Raw genomic sequence first — 14,889 nt, 5'->3', positions numbered from 1 at the left:
AGCGGTGCCGGCCCCGGCCCCCGCCGGCCGGGGGTGGTCCACCGTGCGCCCACCGGTCCACGGGTTGGGGGCGCTGCTCGATCGGGTCGACGCCCGCACGCTGCCGGCGACCTCTCGCGCGATCGCGATCGTCCGGGCGTGGATGGTGGGCCTGGCGGAGCGGGAGATCGGTCGGGTCCGCCGGACCCGGGACCGGGTCCGGCCCTCGCCTGCCGGCTCCGACGACGATGACGGTCCGCCGGCCCTGCTCGACGTGGCCGGAGTCACGCCCGGCGGGGTGGTGGACTGGGGCGTCCGGATGCTCGTCCTCGGACTCGTCGCGTTGATCGTGGTGAGCGCGACGGCCGCGATCCTGCAGGGCGTCGATCATGCTCCGTCGTCCGGACCGTCCTCCTCGGCGACCGGGCAGGCAGCGACGTCCGCGAACCAGCCGACGTCCGCGAACCAGCCGGCGGTGCCCGACCAGCCGGTGGCGCCCGCGCTGCCCGCGGTGACGATCGGCCCCGGGCCGAACGACCCGGTCGCCGACTACCTCGGCGCCAGCCGGCAGAACCTCGCGTTGCTGACCTCGGCCGCCCCCGGCGCCGATCTCTACGCCGTGGCCAGTCTCACCGCGCCCCGCACCCCCGCCGACCTGCTCGCGGTGTTCGGCGACTTCCGGACCGTCCAGGTGTTCTTCACCGCCGGTATCGGGGGTGAACAGGAGCAGGCCGTCGTGCGCGATCCGGTGGCCGACGTCCGGGCGGCCTTCGGGTCGGCGGCGGCCCAGGCGGATGCCCGAGCCGCCGCCGACACACAGGTCGGCGACACCGCCGCCGCTGACCGCGAGCGGCGGGCGGCGAACGACCTGCGGGCCGGGTGCGGGTGTCTGTTCGCCGCGGTGGTCCGCGCCCCGGCCGGCCGGCTCTCGCAGCTCGCGACCGATCCCCGGGTGCGGGTGGTGGACCCGGCCCCACCGGGAAGCGGGCCGCCGGGTGTGAGATTCATCCCACTGTCCCCGGGTCGTCGCTGATCCGGTCGAGCCGTCCGCATGATCGGACGGCGTGCCGGGCACGGGTGGCGGACGGTGACCGTTCTGGCGTGGCATCCGACCCCTGCGCCATCGTCGACCGGGACAGGAGAGGATGAGGGGCGAGACCGGCTTCGTCACCTGGGGTTGCGACCGGCCGGGGAGTTCACGGATCATGATGAGGAGACCCAGGTTGAAGCTGGCGAAGGGCACCCGGGAGGTCTTCGACGCGGAGAGCCTGCTCGAGGAGTACCTGGGGCCGCGCAAGCGAGGTCTGCGCTACGCCTACCCGTACTACGACGGCCTGGTCACCAATAGTGATCCGGATCTGCTGTGCACCGGGGATCTCCTGGCCCCATGCCTGCTCGGCGTGCACGTGGACCTGGATCGGATGCACACGCTCACCGCGCTGATGCCGTTGCTGCAGCGGGCGTTGGACAGCCTTCCTCCCGGCATCGAGCTCATCGAGGCCGACGAGGTCACCCTCGATCTGGTCGCAGCGCTCTACGACCCCCTCGACGACCCGGACGTCTCCGACCGGGACGTCAAGGGCTCCCTCATCGCCAAGGTGCTGCACCGCAAGCGGCCCGCCCTGGTCCCGTTGTTCGACTCCAAGGTGAGGATCTTCTACCAGCACGAGGACTGCGTCCCGCCGTCGCCGCGGGACGGGCGGTCCTGGCGGCAGTACATGGGCCTGCTCATCCGCGCGATGCAGTACGACCTGCGGGAGAACGCCGAGGAGTTCCGCCGGCTCGGGGCGCTGGTGCCCGTCGCGGGTCCCCCGATCACCCCGCTGCGGATGCTCGACGTCGTGGTGTGGATGAGCAGCGCGGTGTGATCAGCGCCCGTTGTCGGCCCGGGACCATCGACCGGCTCCGACTGCGACAATGGTCGATGTGTTGAGCTACGCGGTCCGCGGGCTCACCCGGCGGCACGGGACGGGTGAGCATGCCGTTCTCGCCAATGATCGAATCGATCTCGACGTCCGGCAGGGCGAGGTGTTCGGGGTGCTCGGGCCGAACGGCGCCGGGAAGACCACGCTGGTCCGCCAGTTGATGGGTCTGCTGCGGCCGGACGCGGGCACGATCACCCTTTTTGGCCGCGACGTGCTGGCCGCCCGCGGTCTGCCGGCCCGGCTCGCCGCCTATCTGGGCCAGGACGATCTCGCGCTGGCCGAGCTGCCGGTCGCCACCGCCGTGGCGACCACCGCCCGCATGCGCGGCGTTCCCCGCCCCGCCGTGCGGGCGGTCCGTGACGCCGTGCTCGGCGAGCTCGGTCTGGAGGCGGTGGCGCATCGCCCGCTGTCGAAGCTGTCCGGTGGGCAACGCCGGCTGGCGTGTGTCGCTACCACCCTGGTGGGGGACCGGCCGATGCTCGTCCTCGACGAGCCGACCACCGGCCTCGACCCCGTCGCCCGGCGGGCCGTGTGGTCGGCGCTGCAACGTCGCCGGGACACCGTCGGTGTCACCGTCCTGCTGATCACGCACAACGTCCTCGAGGCAGAGTCGGTGCTTGACCGGGTCGCCGTCCTGGATGCCGGGCGGGTGATCGCCTGCGACACTCCGGGCCAGCTCAAGGCATCGTTGTCCGGTGACGTCCGGCTCGACCTCGCGTGGCGCCACGACCCGCCCGCGGACGACCCCACCGTCGCGACGTTGGCCGCGCTCGCCGTGGTCAACGGACGGCGGTGGACCATCCGGTTGGCTCCGGCCGCGGCCCGTGACGCCCTCGGCCGGTTGACCGCCGGCCCGGCGTTCGCTGCGCTGGACGATTTCAGTCTCGCCACCCCCTCGCTGGAGGACGTGTACCTCACCCTCGGCGGCAGGTCGCGGGACCTGGAGCGCGCATGATCGTGATTTTCCGGTGACCGTCGTTCCGGACGCGCGCGGGGCACCCGGTGGCGGGGCACCCGGGGTGCCGGCGCCATCGGTCGCGGATGGCCGCCCGGCTCCCGCCACGCGGCCGGCGTCGGCCTCCGCCCCGCCGAGCAGTGCCCCGCCGCAGCTGCCGCCGCCGACGTCGTTCCGCACCGCGTTCGGTGCGGTCTACCGCGGGCAGCTCGCCCGCTCCAAGGTGGGACGGATCCCGCTGTTGTTCGTCGCGTCGTTCCAGTCGGTCGGGATCCTCGTGCTGCTGCGCGGGATCCTCGACGTCGGCGACACCACGGCCGCCGGGCAGGTCGTGGCGGGTTCCACGGTGCTCGTGGTCGCCTTCGTCGCGTTGAACCTGCTGGCCCAGCGGTTCGGGGTGCTGCGGGCGGCCGGTGCCCTGGACTACTACCTCACGTTGCCGGTGTCCGGCGTCGCGGTGGTGCTGGGCACGGCGGCCTCGTACGCGACCTTCGCGGCGCCCGGCACTGTCGTCACCGCGGTGCTGGGGGCGCTGCTCTACGGGCTGCCGCTGTCCGGCCTGTGGTTGCTGCTGCCCGTCGTGGCGCTTGCCGGGATCTGCCTGTCCGGGCTCGGGGCGGCGATTGGCCTGCTCGCCCCTCGGCCGGAGCTCGCGACCGTCGCCGGCCAGCTCGGAATGAGCATCGTGCTGTTCTTCGGTGTGATCCCCTCCGGCCGGCTGCCCGAGGTCGGCCGCTGGGCGCGGGACGCGTTGCCCAGCAGCTACGCGGTGGACGCCCTCGCGGCAGCCTTCCAACCCGGTGTCGACTGGGCGAAGGTGGTCCTCGACCTCGGGATCTGCGCCGCCGTCGGGATGGCGGCGCTGTCTGTCGCGGCGATGGCACTGCGCCGTGTCGGCACGTCCTGAGGGCGTCATAGTTAGCGGGGCCAGCGTAGTAGCAGGACCGCTGCGGGACCGACCGGCGCGGTAGGGTCAACGGCCTGCGGCCGGTCGGCGACAATGCGCTGGTAGGCCGGGGATGCTGGTAGGCCGGGGACGAGGGGACAGACAGCCAGTGGCAGAAAGCGCGTCATGATGGAGCGGTCGTCGGGCATCCGCGGAGTCGAGCCGGCCGCGCTGTCTATCCCACTCGGGGACGGGCCGCACCACCCTGGTCAGCCGACCCTCGATCCGGCGATCGCCGTCCCCGCGGCCGGTGAGCCGGCGCCGCCCGGGCGGAACCCGGGCCGGGCGTTCGGTGCTCGTTCGGCGGCCGTCGCCGGCCTGATCTGCGCGGCGGCGATGGCGCTCGCCGGCTTCCCGCTCGGCCTGCTCTGGGCCGCGACCGCGCCCCATCTGGATCTTGCCGTGGCGTTGGACGGGCATGAATCGGCGTTTACGGTCCAGAGCGACATCGACGTCCGGTTCGCTCTGATCTGCGCGGTCGCCGGCGTGATCGGCGGTGCCGTGGCGTGCTGGCGGGTCCGGGACGGGGGATGGCCGGTCCCGGTCGGGCTCGCCGCCGGCGGCATCGGCGGCTCGCTGATCGCCGGCTGGATCGGCCACCAGCGACGCTCGCCCCAGCTGCTGCACGCGCTGCCGAAGGACGCCTCTCCGCTGCTCACCGGCCTGGTGGACATGAAGGTCCGCGCGGGCGGGCTCTACTTTGTCATGCCGGTGGCCGCCCTGCTCGTGCTCCTCGTCGGGCTGTGGGTGACCTCACGGGCCCAGTCGGACGCCGCCGAGGACAGGCGGGGTCCGACCGCGCCCGGCGACGCGCCCGGCCACGGGACTGGGGCTGAGGTCGGGGCTGGGGACTGAGCGTCGATCCCCCGGGTGGCGAACGTCCCACGGTTCGGCCCGGGGTCAGTTCGGGCGGGGGTCAGTTCGGGCTGGGATCGACTCGGCGCAACTCGCTCGATCCGATGGTGGTGATCTTTTCCAGGAGGCCGATCTCCCGGCGGAGCAGCGCCCGTTCGGCCCGCAGTCGGTTGGCCGCGTCCGGCGCGGCGAGCAGCCCCTGACGTTCGGTGACGTCGGTGACGGCGGCGGCGGCGATCACGTACGAAAGGGCGATCGGGTCGTCGGGGAGGTCCGGCAGCGAGATCTGCACGGTGCCGGTGGCGGCGAGCCGGTCGGCGTAGGTTCGGAGCAGACGCTGGACCGCCGGAACGGTGTCGTCGGTGTCGTCGGTGTCGTCGGTGTCGCCGACGTCGTCCGGCAGGTAGTCGACATCCCCGACGAGGTAGGGCTCGCTGTGCCGGTCCACCGTGCGGATCCGGAACCGGTCACCGCCCACCGTGATGAGCGAGAACCGCCCGTCGGAGTGCTCCTGGACGCGCCGCAGCACGGCGGTGCAGCCCACGTCGTGGATCGCCGGCAGGGCCGGACCCACCTCCCGGCCTCGCCGGATGGCGATCACTCCGAACCGTCGGACCTGGTCGGCGGGCTGCGCGAGCAGTTTCCGCACCAAGATCCGGTACCGTTCCTCGAAGATCTCCAGGGGTAGGACCAGCCCGGGGAGCAGGACCGTCCCGAGTGGGAACAGAGGAAGCCGCTCGCTCAACTGCGGTGCCTTCTTCCTGCCCTGCCCTCTCCGGCCCCGGACGGGACCGGAAGCGGCCGGCGGCGGTCGGGCGAGGACCGCCTGGGGCGGGTCCACGACCAGGAGTCGGACGTTTGTCCCAACCCTGTCCCCCGGTAGCCATGGTGTCCATCCACGAAGGGCTGTGATTCTCACCGGGCGCGGGTTCGGGCGGTGGACCGGGAGCCCGGGCGGTGGACCGTCGGTGCCTGGGGACCTTCCATCCGGGTCCGTTCGCGGGAGAATGGCCCGGTGTGGGAAACCGAGCCGGAGCTACTGGTCGTCTTCCATCGGCCGGACCGGGGCTTCTCGACCGGCACGGATGTCGACCCACTGGCCGAACTGGCTGTCCTCGGCACCGTGACCTCGGCCTTGCGCCCCCGGCTGGCTCTCGTGGCGCTGCCCCCCTCCCGGGCGCCGGAGGTGGCTGCCCTGCCCGGGGTGTGCGGGGTCTTCATCGATCAGGTTCCCCCGGTGCTGCGGGAGACCCTTACCGCAGCCGAGAGCCTGTTCGTCGACGGCTGGCTGGCGCGGAGGGGCGCCAAGCACCTGCGATCCCGCAGGTGGTGAGCCCTGGGACACGCCAGGGTACCTCCCGCCCGACCGGCCACCCGGGGCGGCGCCGGCCGGATGACCCCGCGCGGCGGCTCAGAACACGCGCGGCGGCTCAGAACACGCGCCGGGGGACCGACCAGCTTGCACCGGGGCCCGACGAACGCCAGACCATGTGGAGCCGGTCGCCGACGCGGGCGAGCACCTCCAGATGCCCGTCGAAGTTGCTCTGGATCATCGAGACGGCGTCCACCCGGCCCAGCTCCGGTGCGAACGGCCGCGGTCCGCTCCAGACCGGGGAGGGCGCGCCGTTGTTCCGATAGAAGTGGATGAGCCCGCGGTCCGCGGCGGGGACGACCACCTCGAAGTTGCGGGAGCCGTCGGGGAAGGCGCTCTGGATGAGCACCGGATTGCCCGTCACGCCCTCGGCGAAGACGGGGCCGGTGCGCCAGACCGCCCCGTTGTCGCGGGTGAGGTGCACGAGCCGGTTGCCGACCCGGGCGACCGCTTCCAGCATCCCGTTGCCGCCGCCCAGCGTGCCGTGGATGAGGCTGACGGCGTCGACGCGCCCGAGGTTCGCGCCGAACAGCTTCGGAGTGCTCCACGGAGATCCGTGGATGTCATGGTTGCGCCACAGGTGCAGGATGCCGACGTCCGCGGCGGGCACGAGCAGTTCGAAGTTGCCCTTGGTGCCCAGCCGGCTCTGCACCAGCGACGGAACGCCCCCACCCCCTGGACGAGGCGGGTCGGCGGGTGCCAGGCGAAGGCGCCGGTGGAGTCCCGCCACAGGAAGTACAGCGTCGAGCCGACCCGGACGGCGACCTCGAGGGGTCCCGGCCTGGCCAGGGTGCTCTGGATCATGGTGGCGGCATCGATCCGGCCGAGCTCCTGAGCCGTCTGCCACGGGGCCATCCAGGGGAAGCCTGCCGCGTCGTTGTCCCGCCAGACGTGGGTCAGCCTGGCGAAGGCCGAGGGGACGACGGCGTCGAAGTTGCCGATCTGGCCGAGCCCCCTGGCCTGGACAAGCGCCGGGTTGCCGCTCACTCCGTGGCCCCAGCCGATGTGGCTGGGGGTGTAGCGGCACAGCGCGAAACTGTTCGAGCGCATCAGGCAGTCGACGGGCGCGGGCGCGCAGGCGTCGCAGTTGCCGTTCGGGGCGTGGAACGCCCCCCACCGACCGCCGCAGTCGCACTGGGCGCCCGCGTACTCGTCCGGAGCGCCGAAGATGTGACCGGTCTCGTGGGTGAAGACCCGGTCGATATTGTCCGGTCCCCAGCCGTCGTTGTCGACGGACATCACGAGCCGGGGGCCACCCACCGAGGAGTACGCGAAGTATCCCAGCGGATACTTGGTGAAGAACGCGCAGTAGGCGGACCGGGTGCCGAGCCGGGACCGGAGCGCGTCGACGTGGTCGTAGACGCCGTCGAAGCTGGCCGCGTAGCCGAGCCGGCTCATGGTGGGGTCACGCCACAGCGCCTCGAGGTCGGGCGCGTTCGGGTCCGGTGGGACGGACAGCCGCACGATCTGGATGTCGTAGTGGAAGGTCAGGTCGGCAGCCGGGTTCGTGGTTGCATACCAGGACAACCCGTTCTGCACCTCAGCTACGATCTTGGTGCGTTCCGCGGCGGTCAGTTGCAGCGCGGTGGTCGGCCCTTCCACGATGATCAGCCCGACGGCCACCGATCCCTCCAGCGCCGCGCTGGTGGGGGAGGACGCCTGGGCGATCTGCGCGGTGGCCCGGGTATCCGTGGCCCGGGTGTCCGTGGGCGCGGCGGTTGGGCTCTGGGCCTCGGCCCGCCCGTTCGCCTGGGTATGCGGTGTTGCCTGGGCATGCGGTGTCGGCCGGTCCGGATCAGGCGAGCTGCCCCGGGGCGGCGGGATGTCGGTGCAGGGCCGGTCCATGTCCCATGGCCGGCCGTCGCGGGGACGTTCCTGCTTGAGCTGCCGGTAGGCGGCGCTGGCCCGCAGGCGGAAGGCGTCCAGCCCGAGCGTCTCGGCGCGGTTCAGCCCGGGCGACACCCCGGTGGTCGACACGACGCTGCCGTCCGCGGGGGGGAGTACCGCCGCCGCCAGCCGGGCGGCGGTGCGCTCCGCCGTCGCCGTGGAGGTGCCCCGAGGCTGGTCCAACACGTGGACCCTGCCGTAGCGGTGCAGCGGCCGTCGTTCGTTGGCCAGGGTGGGATCGGCTGGCGAGCCGTCGCCCTCGGCGGTCTGGTCTACCCCGTCATCCAAGGACGCGTCGGTGGGTGCGATCGCCGCGAACGCCGCACGGAGTGCTCGGCCCGTCTCCCCTCCGGCCGAGATGATGAGCGCGTGTTCGTCGGCCGGTACGTCCCCCGCCATACTTGATCGTTTTCCTTGCGGTGGGGATGGCTGTGCGGAGTTGTATCGTGTTGTGGCTTTGCTGTGCCGGCTTTTGTGAAAACAAGTACGCAGAGTGCCGATCTGGTACCTTCGCCTGCTTTGTTCAGAGGGATTGCGCCAACACAGCCGGCGGCGGGCGTCCATCGGCCGGAGCCGGGCAGCCGCCCGCCTGCCTCGGCGTCCCAGTGCCTCAGCGTCGGTCCGGAGCGAACGGTGCCTGCGCCGATGGCACGTCGGGCCACATGGCCCCGACGGCGGGCCGTTCCGGCGCACCCATGGCCTCGGCCACCTTGCGCATGATGGCTTCCACCAGCCGGACAGCCTGCGGGGTCGCGAGGTTCAGCACGATCTCGGTATCCCCCGCCACCTGGAATCGCACCGAAACGTCCGCCATGACGACTGCCCTTTCCTCGCGGCTCGCCAGCACATCGCAGGCGTGTTGCCACCGGTGACGTTACGGGGCCGGGACGACCGCCCCCACGGCGCCCGGGTGTGGCACCGGACAGCGTGACCGGCTGGCAGGTCGCTGCGACGAAGCGGGTAGGGTCACGGTGGTGACCTTTCCGTCAGCGACAGTGCGTGACTGTGTGGCCGTGCTTGAGCGTTTCTTCCCTCCGTCCTGGGCCGAGTCCTGGGACACGGTGGGACTGGCGGTGGGTGATCTGGACGCGCCGGCCTCGGCCGTCCTGTTCGCGGTGGATCCGACCCCCGAGGTGGCGGCCGAGGCCGGCGCGGCGGGAGCTCAGCTGCTCGTCACCCACCACCCGCTGTTCCTGCGGGGAGTGCACGGCGTCGCCGAGACCGGTCCGGGCGGGCGGGTCGCTGCCACCCTGATCCGGGCCGGCGTCGCCCTGTACACCGTGCACACGAACGCCGATGTCGCCGCGCCGGGCGTGAGTGACGCGCTTGCCGACGCGCTGGGGTTGCGTGACGTCGCCCCGCTGTCCGCCCCGGCCCCGCTGTCCGCCCCGGCCCCGCTGTCCGCCCCGGCGAACGTCGGGGCCGACGAGGGCGGTGCCGGGAGCAGCGCCGGTGGTGAGGGCGGTGCCGGCGGGGCGAGCGTGTGCTGGGGCCTCGGCCGGATCGGTGACCTGCCCACGGCCGAGTCCCTGGAACGGTTCTGCGCCCGGGTCGTCCGAGCGCTGCCGGCGACGGCGGGCGGGGTCCGGGCGACGGGTACCGCGGACCGGCTCGTCCGGCGGATCGCGGTGTGCGGCGGCTCGGGGGGAGAACTGGTCGCCGCCGCCGAGGCCGCGGGAGCGGACGTCCTCGTCACCGCGGACGGCCGGCATCACCACGTCCTCGACGCCGTCGGTGCGCATGGGGTCGTGGTGGTCGATGTCGCCCACTGGGCGAGTGAATGGCCCTGGCTGAGCCAGGCCGCCACCCGCCTGCGCGCCGGTCTGCGTGCGGGGGGACGTACGGTGAGCACGTCGGTATCCGCTATCGTGACCGATCCCTGGCGGGTGCACGTTCCGTCCCGGTAGGCGGTGCCGGCGGCGCGGAGGCCCGGGTCACGCGGAGGCCCGGGTCACCGGAGGGCGCCGCGTCGGGCCTGGTCAGGTCGGGCCTGGTCGCCCCGACCAGGTCGGCCAGGTGTAGTCGTTCAGGTGTACCAGTGAGGAATCGATGAAGGCCGATCCAGCAGTTCAGCTCCGCCTGCTCGATCTGCAGGCGCTCGACACCGGTATCGACCGGTTGGTGGCCCGCCGACGCGGTCTGCCGGAGCACGCCGTCATCACCGAGCGCACCGCCGCGCTGACCTCGTTGGACGGTGAGGTCGTCGGGGTGCAGACCGAGCTGAGCGACGTCGCGCGTGCCCAGCGCAAGCTGGAGAACGAGATCGACCTCGTGCGGACCCGTTCGGCCCGTGACTCCCAGCGGCTTGATTCCGGCGCCGTCTCGACGCCGCGTGAGCTGGAGAACCTGCAGGCGGAGCTCGCCTCGCTGACCCGCCGTCAGGGCGTGCTCGAGGACAACGCGCTCGAGAAGATGGAGATCGTCGAGGGCCTGGAGAGCCGGCTCTCCGCGTTGTCCCAGCAGCGATCGGCCCTGCAGGCCGAGCTCGACGCGGCGGTGGCCGCGCGGGACAAGGCCTACGCCGAGCTCGATGCCGAGGTGGCGCGGCTGCGCCACGACCGCGACGCTCTCGTCCCGGAGCTGCCCGAGGCGCTGGTCGCGCTGTACGAGCGGATCCGGGCGTCCTCCAGCGGAGTGGGCGCCGCGGCCCTGCTGCGCCGCCGCTGCCAGGGCTGCCATCTTGAGCTGTCGGGCGGCGACCTGCGCGCCGTGGCGGCGGCGCCGGCGGATGAGGTGGTGCGCTGTGAGGAGTGCCGGCGCATCCTGGTCCGTACCCCCGAATCGGGGCTGTAGCACCGTCGGCGGGACCCCCGCCTCGGGGGTAGACGAGGGGAGCATGTAGATGGGCACCGTGCGCAGGCTGGTCATCGAGGCCGACGGCGGGTCGCGGGGTAACCCGGGCCCGGCGGGCTACGGGGCCGTGGTCCGCGACGCCGGCTCGGGGAAGCTGCTGGCCGAGCGCGCGGACTCGATCGGGCGCGCCACGAACAACGTCGCCGAGTACTCCGGGCTGATCGCCGGGCTGCGGGCCGCCGCTGAGATCGCCCCGGACGCCGAGCTGGAGGTCCGGATGGACTCCAAGCTCGTCGTCGAGCAGATGAGCGGCCGGTGGAAGGTCAAGCATCCGGCGATGCGGCCGCTGGTGGCCGAGGCGACGGAACTCGCCGCCCGGTTCCCCGCGGTCCGTTTCCAGTGGGTGCCCCGCGCGCGCAACGCCGACGCCGATCGGCTCGCGAACGAGGCGATGGACGCCGCCGCCGCCGGGCGGGCCTGGGAACCCGCGGTCCCGCAGTCCCCGGACCCGGTTCCGCACCACGCGCCGACGACGAACCGGCTCTCCGGCTGGATGGCGCCGCCCGCACCGCCGACGACGACCGTGCTGCTGCGCCACGGGCAGACCCCGCTCTCGGTGGAGAAGCGCTTCAGCGGGACGGTCGAGGCGGCCCTGACCGACGTCGGGCTCGGCCAGGCCGCGGCCGTAGCGAACCGGCTGCGCGACGAGCCGTTCGATCTCGTCGTCAGTTCGCCGCTGAAGCGGGCCCGGCAGACCGCCGAGGCCCTCGGCCGCGACTACGTCGTCGTCGACGATTTGCGGGAGACCGACTTCGGCGCCTGGGAGGGGCTGACCTTCGCCGAGGTGCGTGAGAAGTTCCCCGATGAGCTCAATGCCTGGCTCGCCGACCCGCACGTCCCGCCGCCCGGCGGGGAGAGCCTGATCGCCACCGTGGCCCGGGTAGCGCGGGTGCGTGACCGGCTGCTCGCCGAGCAGCCAGGCGGGCGGGTCCTCATCGTCTCACACGTCACGCCGATCAAGGGGTTGGCCCAGCTGGCGCTGGCGGCGGAACCGGCCGTGCTCTACCGCCTCCACCTAGATCTGGTGTCGATGACGACCATCGACTGGTACTCCGACGGCCCGGCAGTGCTACGCGGGTTCAACGACACCCATCACCTGGCGGGCCAGACGATCTACGGCGAATAGGGGGCAGCTCAGGCGGGTTGATGCGGGGTCAGGGCCGAGGCTGCCGGCCCCGCGGCGCTACCGCGCCCGCAGGGCCACCGCCGCGGCGCTGACCTGTTCCTCCGTCGGCGCCACATACGTGAAGTCCCGGCCGCGGAGATAGTCGAGAAACGCCGGCTCCGGCGGAAGATCGTGCTCTTCCAGATAATAGGCGATCGATGCGCTCCACACCCATTCCCCGTCTGTCAGGAACACGATGGGAACTTGCTTCCCGCGTGACTCGTCCAAACGGTCCACCGAGAGGCCCGCCGCGCGCAGGATGACTTCACCCCTGCGGAGATAGGCGAGAAATGCTGCCCGTTCGTGGCCGGCGGGAAGCTTCGGACGATCGGCGGCGAAGGGGGTGCCGTCCTGAGTGCCGTCGAACAGTTTCGCTATCTTAATGTTGCCGAACACCTCAGGCATTCTGTTTGCCCTCGCCTCTCGGATGGAAATTGATCCAGGAGCCGTCATGGGGAACGGTTTGCACCAGACGACCGTACTCATTTTCGGTCATTGATGTCGTCCACACGTTACCGCGGTCGTCGGCCCAGGCCAGCTCGGTCGGTGCCGTTACCGCGACCCCGAGTTCGTCCGCGACCTTCTGGGCCACGGGGTTGTCGCCCTGCCCGGTCTCGCAGGACAGCAGCCGCACCGGTCGGCCGCGCCAGTTCTCGTCGGCGCGGATGAGCGCGCCGAGCTGCCGGGCGTCGAGCGCGACCTTGCCGACCCGGAATCCCGACGGGTCGCCATGCAGGTCGGCTGTGTAGGTGCCCGGGACCGGCTCGGCGGCCATCGCGGTCCTCCGCATGTCCGTGTCGGACTTCTCGAAGAAGGCGCGTCCATCTCGAGTCGGGAGGCTTTCCCGCCAGATCCTCGTGAGCCGCCACCCCAGCTTCTCCGGTCCGGCCGGCCGATCCTGCTTCCTGGCCGCGTCCATCTCACCGCCGGGCCCGCGGTCGAGCAGCGCGAGCTTGCGTTCCACTGGCGAAGGATCGGCGGACCGCGTGTCCTCTACCGACCGACGGTCGGCCGGCCACGGAGCACGATCATCCGAGGTGTTCCGGCGGTCGAGCGCGTCCAGCCTGGCGTCGATCCTGGAACGTTCCGTCTCCGGCCGCGCCGAGCCTTCAGGGGCCGAGCCTGCGGATGCCAAGCCATCGGATTCGGTGTCGTCGGCGGAAACGGGGGAGCCTGCCTCCGGTGATGTGAGCCGGTCGAGCAGCCGCGCCTTCACCTCGGCCTGGCTCGGCCCAGCCCCCGGTCTCCCGGGAGCGGCCGGCACATCGACGCTCGCATCCGGCCGTTCGATCGACATTGCCACCTACCGTAGCAGTGTCACCACATCATGGCTAGAAACGACCAGTCAGGTGAGGACGGCGACCCAGCGTTTTGATCCCTCCAGAGATGATCAGCGCCGAGTGTCGGAGGAAGGTTGGTGGTCGGCTCTCTCCAGCCTGGCGATCTGGGGCTGCACCAGGCCGACGACAGCCGCCAGCTCACGCTGACTTAGACCGTGCTCGGTGCGGTATCGCACCACCTTGTTCGCAACGTCGCGGGCGAAAGCCCTGCGGTCCGGTGCGTCACGGAACTCGGCATCCGCGCGGTTGTCCTCGATGACCTGGTCGAGAGGCTTGAGAGCCGAGAGCTTCATGCGTCACCCTCCACGTCGTCGAGACGTTCTTCGGCCGACCTGACGGCTTTTCGGATCGGTGTCGGCCTCGGGTCCCATGACACCGATGACCAGGTTCGGCCTGATCCGTCGATAGAACGCGCGCCATGGACAGCGGCCCTGTCGTGGACGTAGGCAGGTGATGGGCAATCTTGATATCACTGTGTCGAGCCGCTCGGGTCAGAGGTGCCGGTACACCTCACGTCGATGGGCGACGTGGACGATCGTGACGAGAACGCGGCTGTGGTCGACTTGGTAGATCACCCGATATTCACCAACTCTGATCCGCAGCATCCCGGTGGGTTGGCCGGTGAGGGCCCGGGCCCCGGAGGGGCGGGGTTCCGCCGCGAGTCGTGTCACCGCGATCAGGATCCGTCGAGCGGCGGAGGCGTCGAGCTTGCGCAGCTCTCGCAGCTCTCGCAGCGCCGCAGTCGCCCACTCGACGGTGTGCGCCACGTCAGTTCAGGCCGAACTCGGCGAGGACGTCGGCATGGGGTACGCGAGGCTTCTCGGCGGCCAGCGCCTCTCGGGCGACGGCGAGATCCGCTTCGTCCTCTGCCGCTTCCAGTTCACGGAGATCTTCTATGGAGATTACTGCCGCAACCGCGCGACCGTGACGGGTCAGGACGATCCGCTCCCGGGCGTGCTCCGCCTTGGAGACGATCTCGCCGAGGTGGTCGCGTGCCTCGCTGATCGGCATCTCACTCATCCCCAGATTGTACAAACCGGGGAGCGGTCGGGCCGCTGAGGCGGACGAGGTGGCCTGTAAGCCGGGTCCTGTACCGGCTCGCCTCACGGCTCGCCGGCGGCGACCATCTCTCTCGGGCTGCCGTTGCCGGCAGTCTCCAGCGGTCCACCCGCAGGCTCGGGCGGGCAGCCCTCGAACGCCTGCGCGGTCCGCGACCTGTGACGGCCACGGGCCTTCTGACCTTGCTCCGGGCGGGGTTTACCGAGCCGCCCAGGTCACCCTGGGCGCTGGTGCGCTCTTACCGCACCGTTTCACCCTTACCGGCGCCGGGACCGGCACCGGCGGTCTGTTTTCTGTGGCACTGTCCCGCGGGTCACCCCGGGTGGGTGTTACCCACCGCCCTGCCCTGTGGAGCCCGGACTTTCCTCGGCGGCGCCGGACCGGCCGGCGCCGACGCGGCCGCCCGGCCAACTCGTCCGCTTCCTTCAGTATAGAGTGCTTCCCGGTCCACGCTTCCTGGGCGTAGGGCTGATCGGGCTGTCGGTGCGCGGAGCCGGCCGATCGGGCGGGATGGCGGCGAGTCGAGGAACAGGACGATCATGACGGGACCGAA

At 71.8% G+C, this 14,889-nt stretch carries 16 protein-coding genes, 1 other RNA gene and 1 pseudogene; 9 read left to right on the top strand and 9 right to left on the bottom strand.

The window, feature by feature from the left end; translation table 11 throughout:
* From AC08ON_RS02960 to AC08ON_RS02940, 5 genes are all read left to right on the top strand, one after another.
* Nucleotides 1–1,012 (top strand): hypothetical protein (locus AC08ON_RS02960; RefSeq protein WP_476616407.1); only part of this gene is annotated, 1,012 nt, incomplete at its 5' end.
* A gap of 190 nt (nucleotides 1,013–1,202) precedes the next feature.
* Nucleotides 1,203–1,847 carry a DUF6308 family protein gene (locus tag AC08ON_RS02955; protein WP_476606318.1) on the top strand — a complete coding sequence of 215 codons (645 nt, stop codon included), beginning with the start codon at nucleotides 1,203–1,205 and terminating at the stop codon, nucleotides 1,845–1,847.
* 49 nt (nucleotides 1,848–1,896) lie between these two features.
* A complete protein-coding gene (locus AC08ON_RS02950) occupies nucleotides 1,897–2,859 on the top strand; it encodes an ABC transporter ATP-binding protein (RefSeq protein ID WP_476606319.1) in 963 nt (320 codons plus the stop codon).
* A 13-nt stretch (nucleotides 2,860–2,872) separates the two neighbouring features.
* Entirely contained in the window at nucleotides 2,873–3,766 is an 894-nt protein-coding gene (locus tag AC08ON_RS02945; RefSeq protein ID WP_476606320.1) for an ABC transporter permease, read from the top strand.
* Between the two features lie 165 nt (nucleotides 3,767–3,931).
* Entirely contained in the window at nucleotides 3,932–4,660 is a 729-nt protein-coding gene (locus tag AC08ON_RS02940; protein WP_476606321.1) for a hypothetical protein, read from the top strand.
* Nucleotides 4,661–4,721: 61 nt separating this feature from the next.
* Here AC08ON_RS02940 and AC08ON_RS02935 read toward each other — a convergent pair whose 3' ends face one another.
* On the bottom strand, nucleotides 4,722–5,405 hold the full coding sequence (locus AC08ON_RS02935) for an LON peptidase substrate-binding domain-containing protein (RefSeq protein WP_476616406.1): 684 nt from the start codon (nucleotides 5,403–5,405) through the stop codon (nucleotides 4,722–4,724).
* A gap of 270 nt (nucleotides 5,406–5,675) precedes the next feature.
* Here AC08ON_RS02935 and AC08ON_RS02930 point away from each other — a divergent pair, with 270 nt between their 5' ends.
* On the top strand, nucleotides 5,676–5,993 hold the full coding sequence (locus tag AC08ON_RS02930) for a hypothetical protein (RefSeq protein ID WP_476606323.1): 318 nt from the start codon (nucleotides 5,676–5,678) through the stop codon (nucleotides 5,991–5,993).
* A gap of 97 nt (nucleotides 5,994–6,090) precedes the next feature.
* Here AC08ON_RS02930 and AC08ON_RS02925 read toward each other — a convergent pair.
* Together AC08ON_RS02925 and AC08ON_RS02920 are read right to left on the bottom strand one after the other, a co-directional pair.
* Nucleotides 6,091–8,318: pseudogene (locus tag AC08ON_RS02925) on the bottom strand (DUF8189 domain-containing protein).
* Between the two features lie 211 nt (nucleotides 8,319–8,529).
* Nucleotides 8,530–8,733, bottom strand: coding sequence for a hypothetical protein (locus AC08ON_RS02920; protein ID WP_476606324.1), 204 nt, complete (start codon nucleotides 8,731–8,733; stop codon nucleotides 8,530–8,532).
* 160 nt (nucleotides 8,734–8,893) lie between these two features.
* On the opposite strand from AC08ON_RS02920, the gene AC08ON_RS02915 reads away from it, so the two are divergent.
* From AC08ON_RS02915 to AC08ON_RS02905, 3 genes are all read left to right on the top strand, one after another.
* A complete protein-coding gene (locus AC08ON_RS02915) occupies nucleotides 8,894–9,826 on the top strand; it encodes a Nif3-like dinuclear metal center hexameric protein (protein ID WP_476616405.1) in 933 nt (310 codons plus the stop codon).
* Nucleotides 9,827–9,968: 142 nt separating this feature from the next.
* Nucleotides 9,969–10,712 carry a zinc ribbon domain-containing protein gene (locus AC08ON_RS02910; RefSeq protein ID WP_476606326.1) on the top strand — a complete coding sequence of 248 codons (744 nt, stop codon included), beginning with the start codon at nucleotides 9,969–9,971 and terminating at the stop codon, nucleotides 10,710–10,712.
* Between the two features lie 49 nt (nucleotides 10,713–10,761).
* Nucleotides 10,762–11,898: a bifunctional RNase H/acid phosphatase gene (locus tag AC08ON_RS02905; RefSeq protein ID WP_011435880.1), complete on the top strand. Its 1,137-nt coding sequence runs from the start codon at nucleotides 10,762–10,764 to the stop codon at nucleotides 11,896–11,898.
* 57 nt (nucleotides 11,899–11,955) lie between these two features.
* Here AC08ON_RS02905 and AC08ON_RS02900 read toward each other — a convergent pair whose 3' ends face one another.
* From AC08ON_RS02900 to rnpB, 6 genes are all read right to left on the bottom strand, one after another.
* Nucleotides 11,956–12,342, bottom strand: a complete 387-nt coding sequence (locus AC08ON_RS02900; protein ID WP_476606327.1) for a hypothetical protein — start codon at nucleotides 12,340–12,342, stop codon at nucleotides 11,956–11,958.
* Complete coding sequence (locus AC08ON_RS02895; RefSeq protein WP_476606328.1) at nucleotides 12,335–12,712, bottom strand: hypothetical protein; 378 nt, start codon at nucleotides 12,710–12,712, stop codon at nucleotides 12,335–12,337. The genes AC08ON_RS02900 and AC08ON_RS02895 overlap by 8 nt, the downstream gene beginning before the upstream one ends.
* Before the next feature lie 615 nt (nucleotides 12,713–13,327).
* Nucleotides 13,328–13,570, bottom strand: a complete 243-nt coding sequence (locus AC08ON_RS02890) for a helix-turn-helix transcriptional regulator (RefSeq protein WP_476606329.1) — start codon at nucleotides 13,568–13,570, stop codon at nucleotides 13,328–13,330.
* Nucleotides 13,571–13,768: 198 nt separating this feature from the next.
* Entirely contained in the window at nucleotides 13,769–14,044 is a 276-nt protein-coding gene (locus AC08ON_RS02885; RefSeq protein WP_476606330.1) for a type II toxin-antitoxin system RelE family toxin, read from the bottom strand.
* A 1-nt stretch (nucleotide 14,045) separates the two neighbouring features.
* Nucleotides 14,046–14,297 carry a type II toxin-antitoxin system Phd/YefM family antitoxin gene (locus AC08ON_RS02880; protein WP_476616404.1) on the bottom strand — a complete coding sequence of 84 codons (252 nt, stop codon included), beginning with the start codon at nucleotides 14,295–14,297 and terminating at the stop codon, nucleotides 14,046–14,048.
* Nucleotides 14,298–14,338: 41 nt separating this feature from the next.
* An RNA gene (gene rnpB / locus AC08ON_RS02875) (RNase P RNA component class A) lies at nucleotides 14,339–14,751 on the bottom strand.
* Between the last annotated feature and the right edge of the window lie 138 nt (nucleotides 14,752–14,889).

The organism is Frankia sp. CoWAU3 (assembly GCF_977971855.1).
The sequence above is the reverse complement of the archived record's forward strand: the minus strand, read 5'-3'. Positions and strand labels throughout refer to the sequence as shown.

Bases quoted from the DNA above. Each gene is read 5' to 3' on its own strand.
- AC08ON_RS02950 (WP_476606319.1), top strand. From the start codon at position 1,897: ATGGTCGATGTGTTGAGCTACGCGGTCCGCGGGCTCACCCGGCGGCAC.
- AC08ON_RS02940 (WP_476606321.1), top strand. From the start codon at position 3,932: ATGATGGAGCGGTCGTCGGGCATCCGCGGAGTCGAGCCGGCCGCGCTG.
- AC08ON_RS02920 (WP_476606324.1), bottom strand. From the start codon at position 8,733: ATGGCGGACGTTTCGGTGCGATTCCAGGTGGCGGGGGATACCGAGATC.
- AC08ON_RS02910 (WP_476606326.1), top strand. From the start codon at position 9,969: ATGAAGGCCGATCCAGCAGTTCAGCTCCGCCTGCTCGATCTGCAGGCG.
- AC08ON_RS02905 (WP_011435880.1), top strand. From the start codon at position 10,762: ATGGGCACCGTGCGCAGGCTGGTCATCGAGGCCGACGGCGGGTCGCGG.
- AC08ON_RS02900 (WP_476606327.1), bottom strand. From the start codon at position 12,342: ATGCCTGAGGTGTTCGGCAACATTAAGATAGCGAAACTGTTCGACGGC.
- AC08ON_RS02895 (WP_476606328.1), bottom strand. From the start codon at position 12,712: ATGGCCGCCGAGCCGGTCCCGGGCACCTACACAGCCGACCTGCATGGC.
- AC08ON_RS02890 (WP_476606329.1), bottom strand. From the start codon at position 13,570: ATGAAGCTCTCGGCTCTCAAGCCTCTCGACCAGGTCATCGAGGACAAC.
- AC08ON_RS02880 (WP_476616404.1), bottom strand. From the start codon at position 14,297: ATGAGTGAGATGCCGATCAGCGAGGCACGCGACCACCTCGGCGAGATC.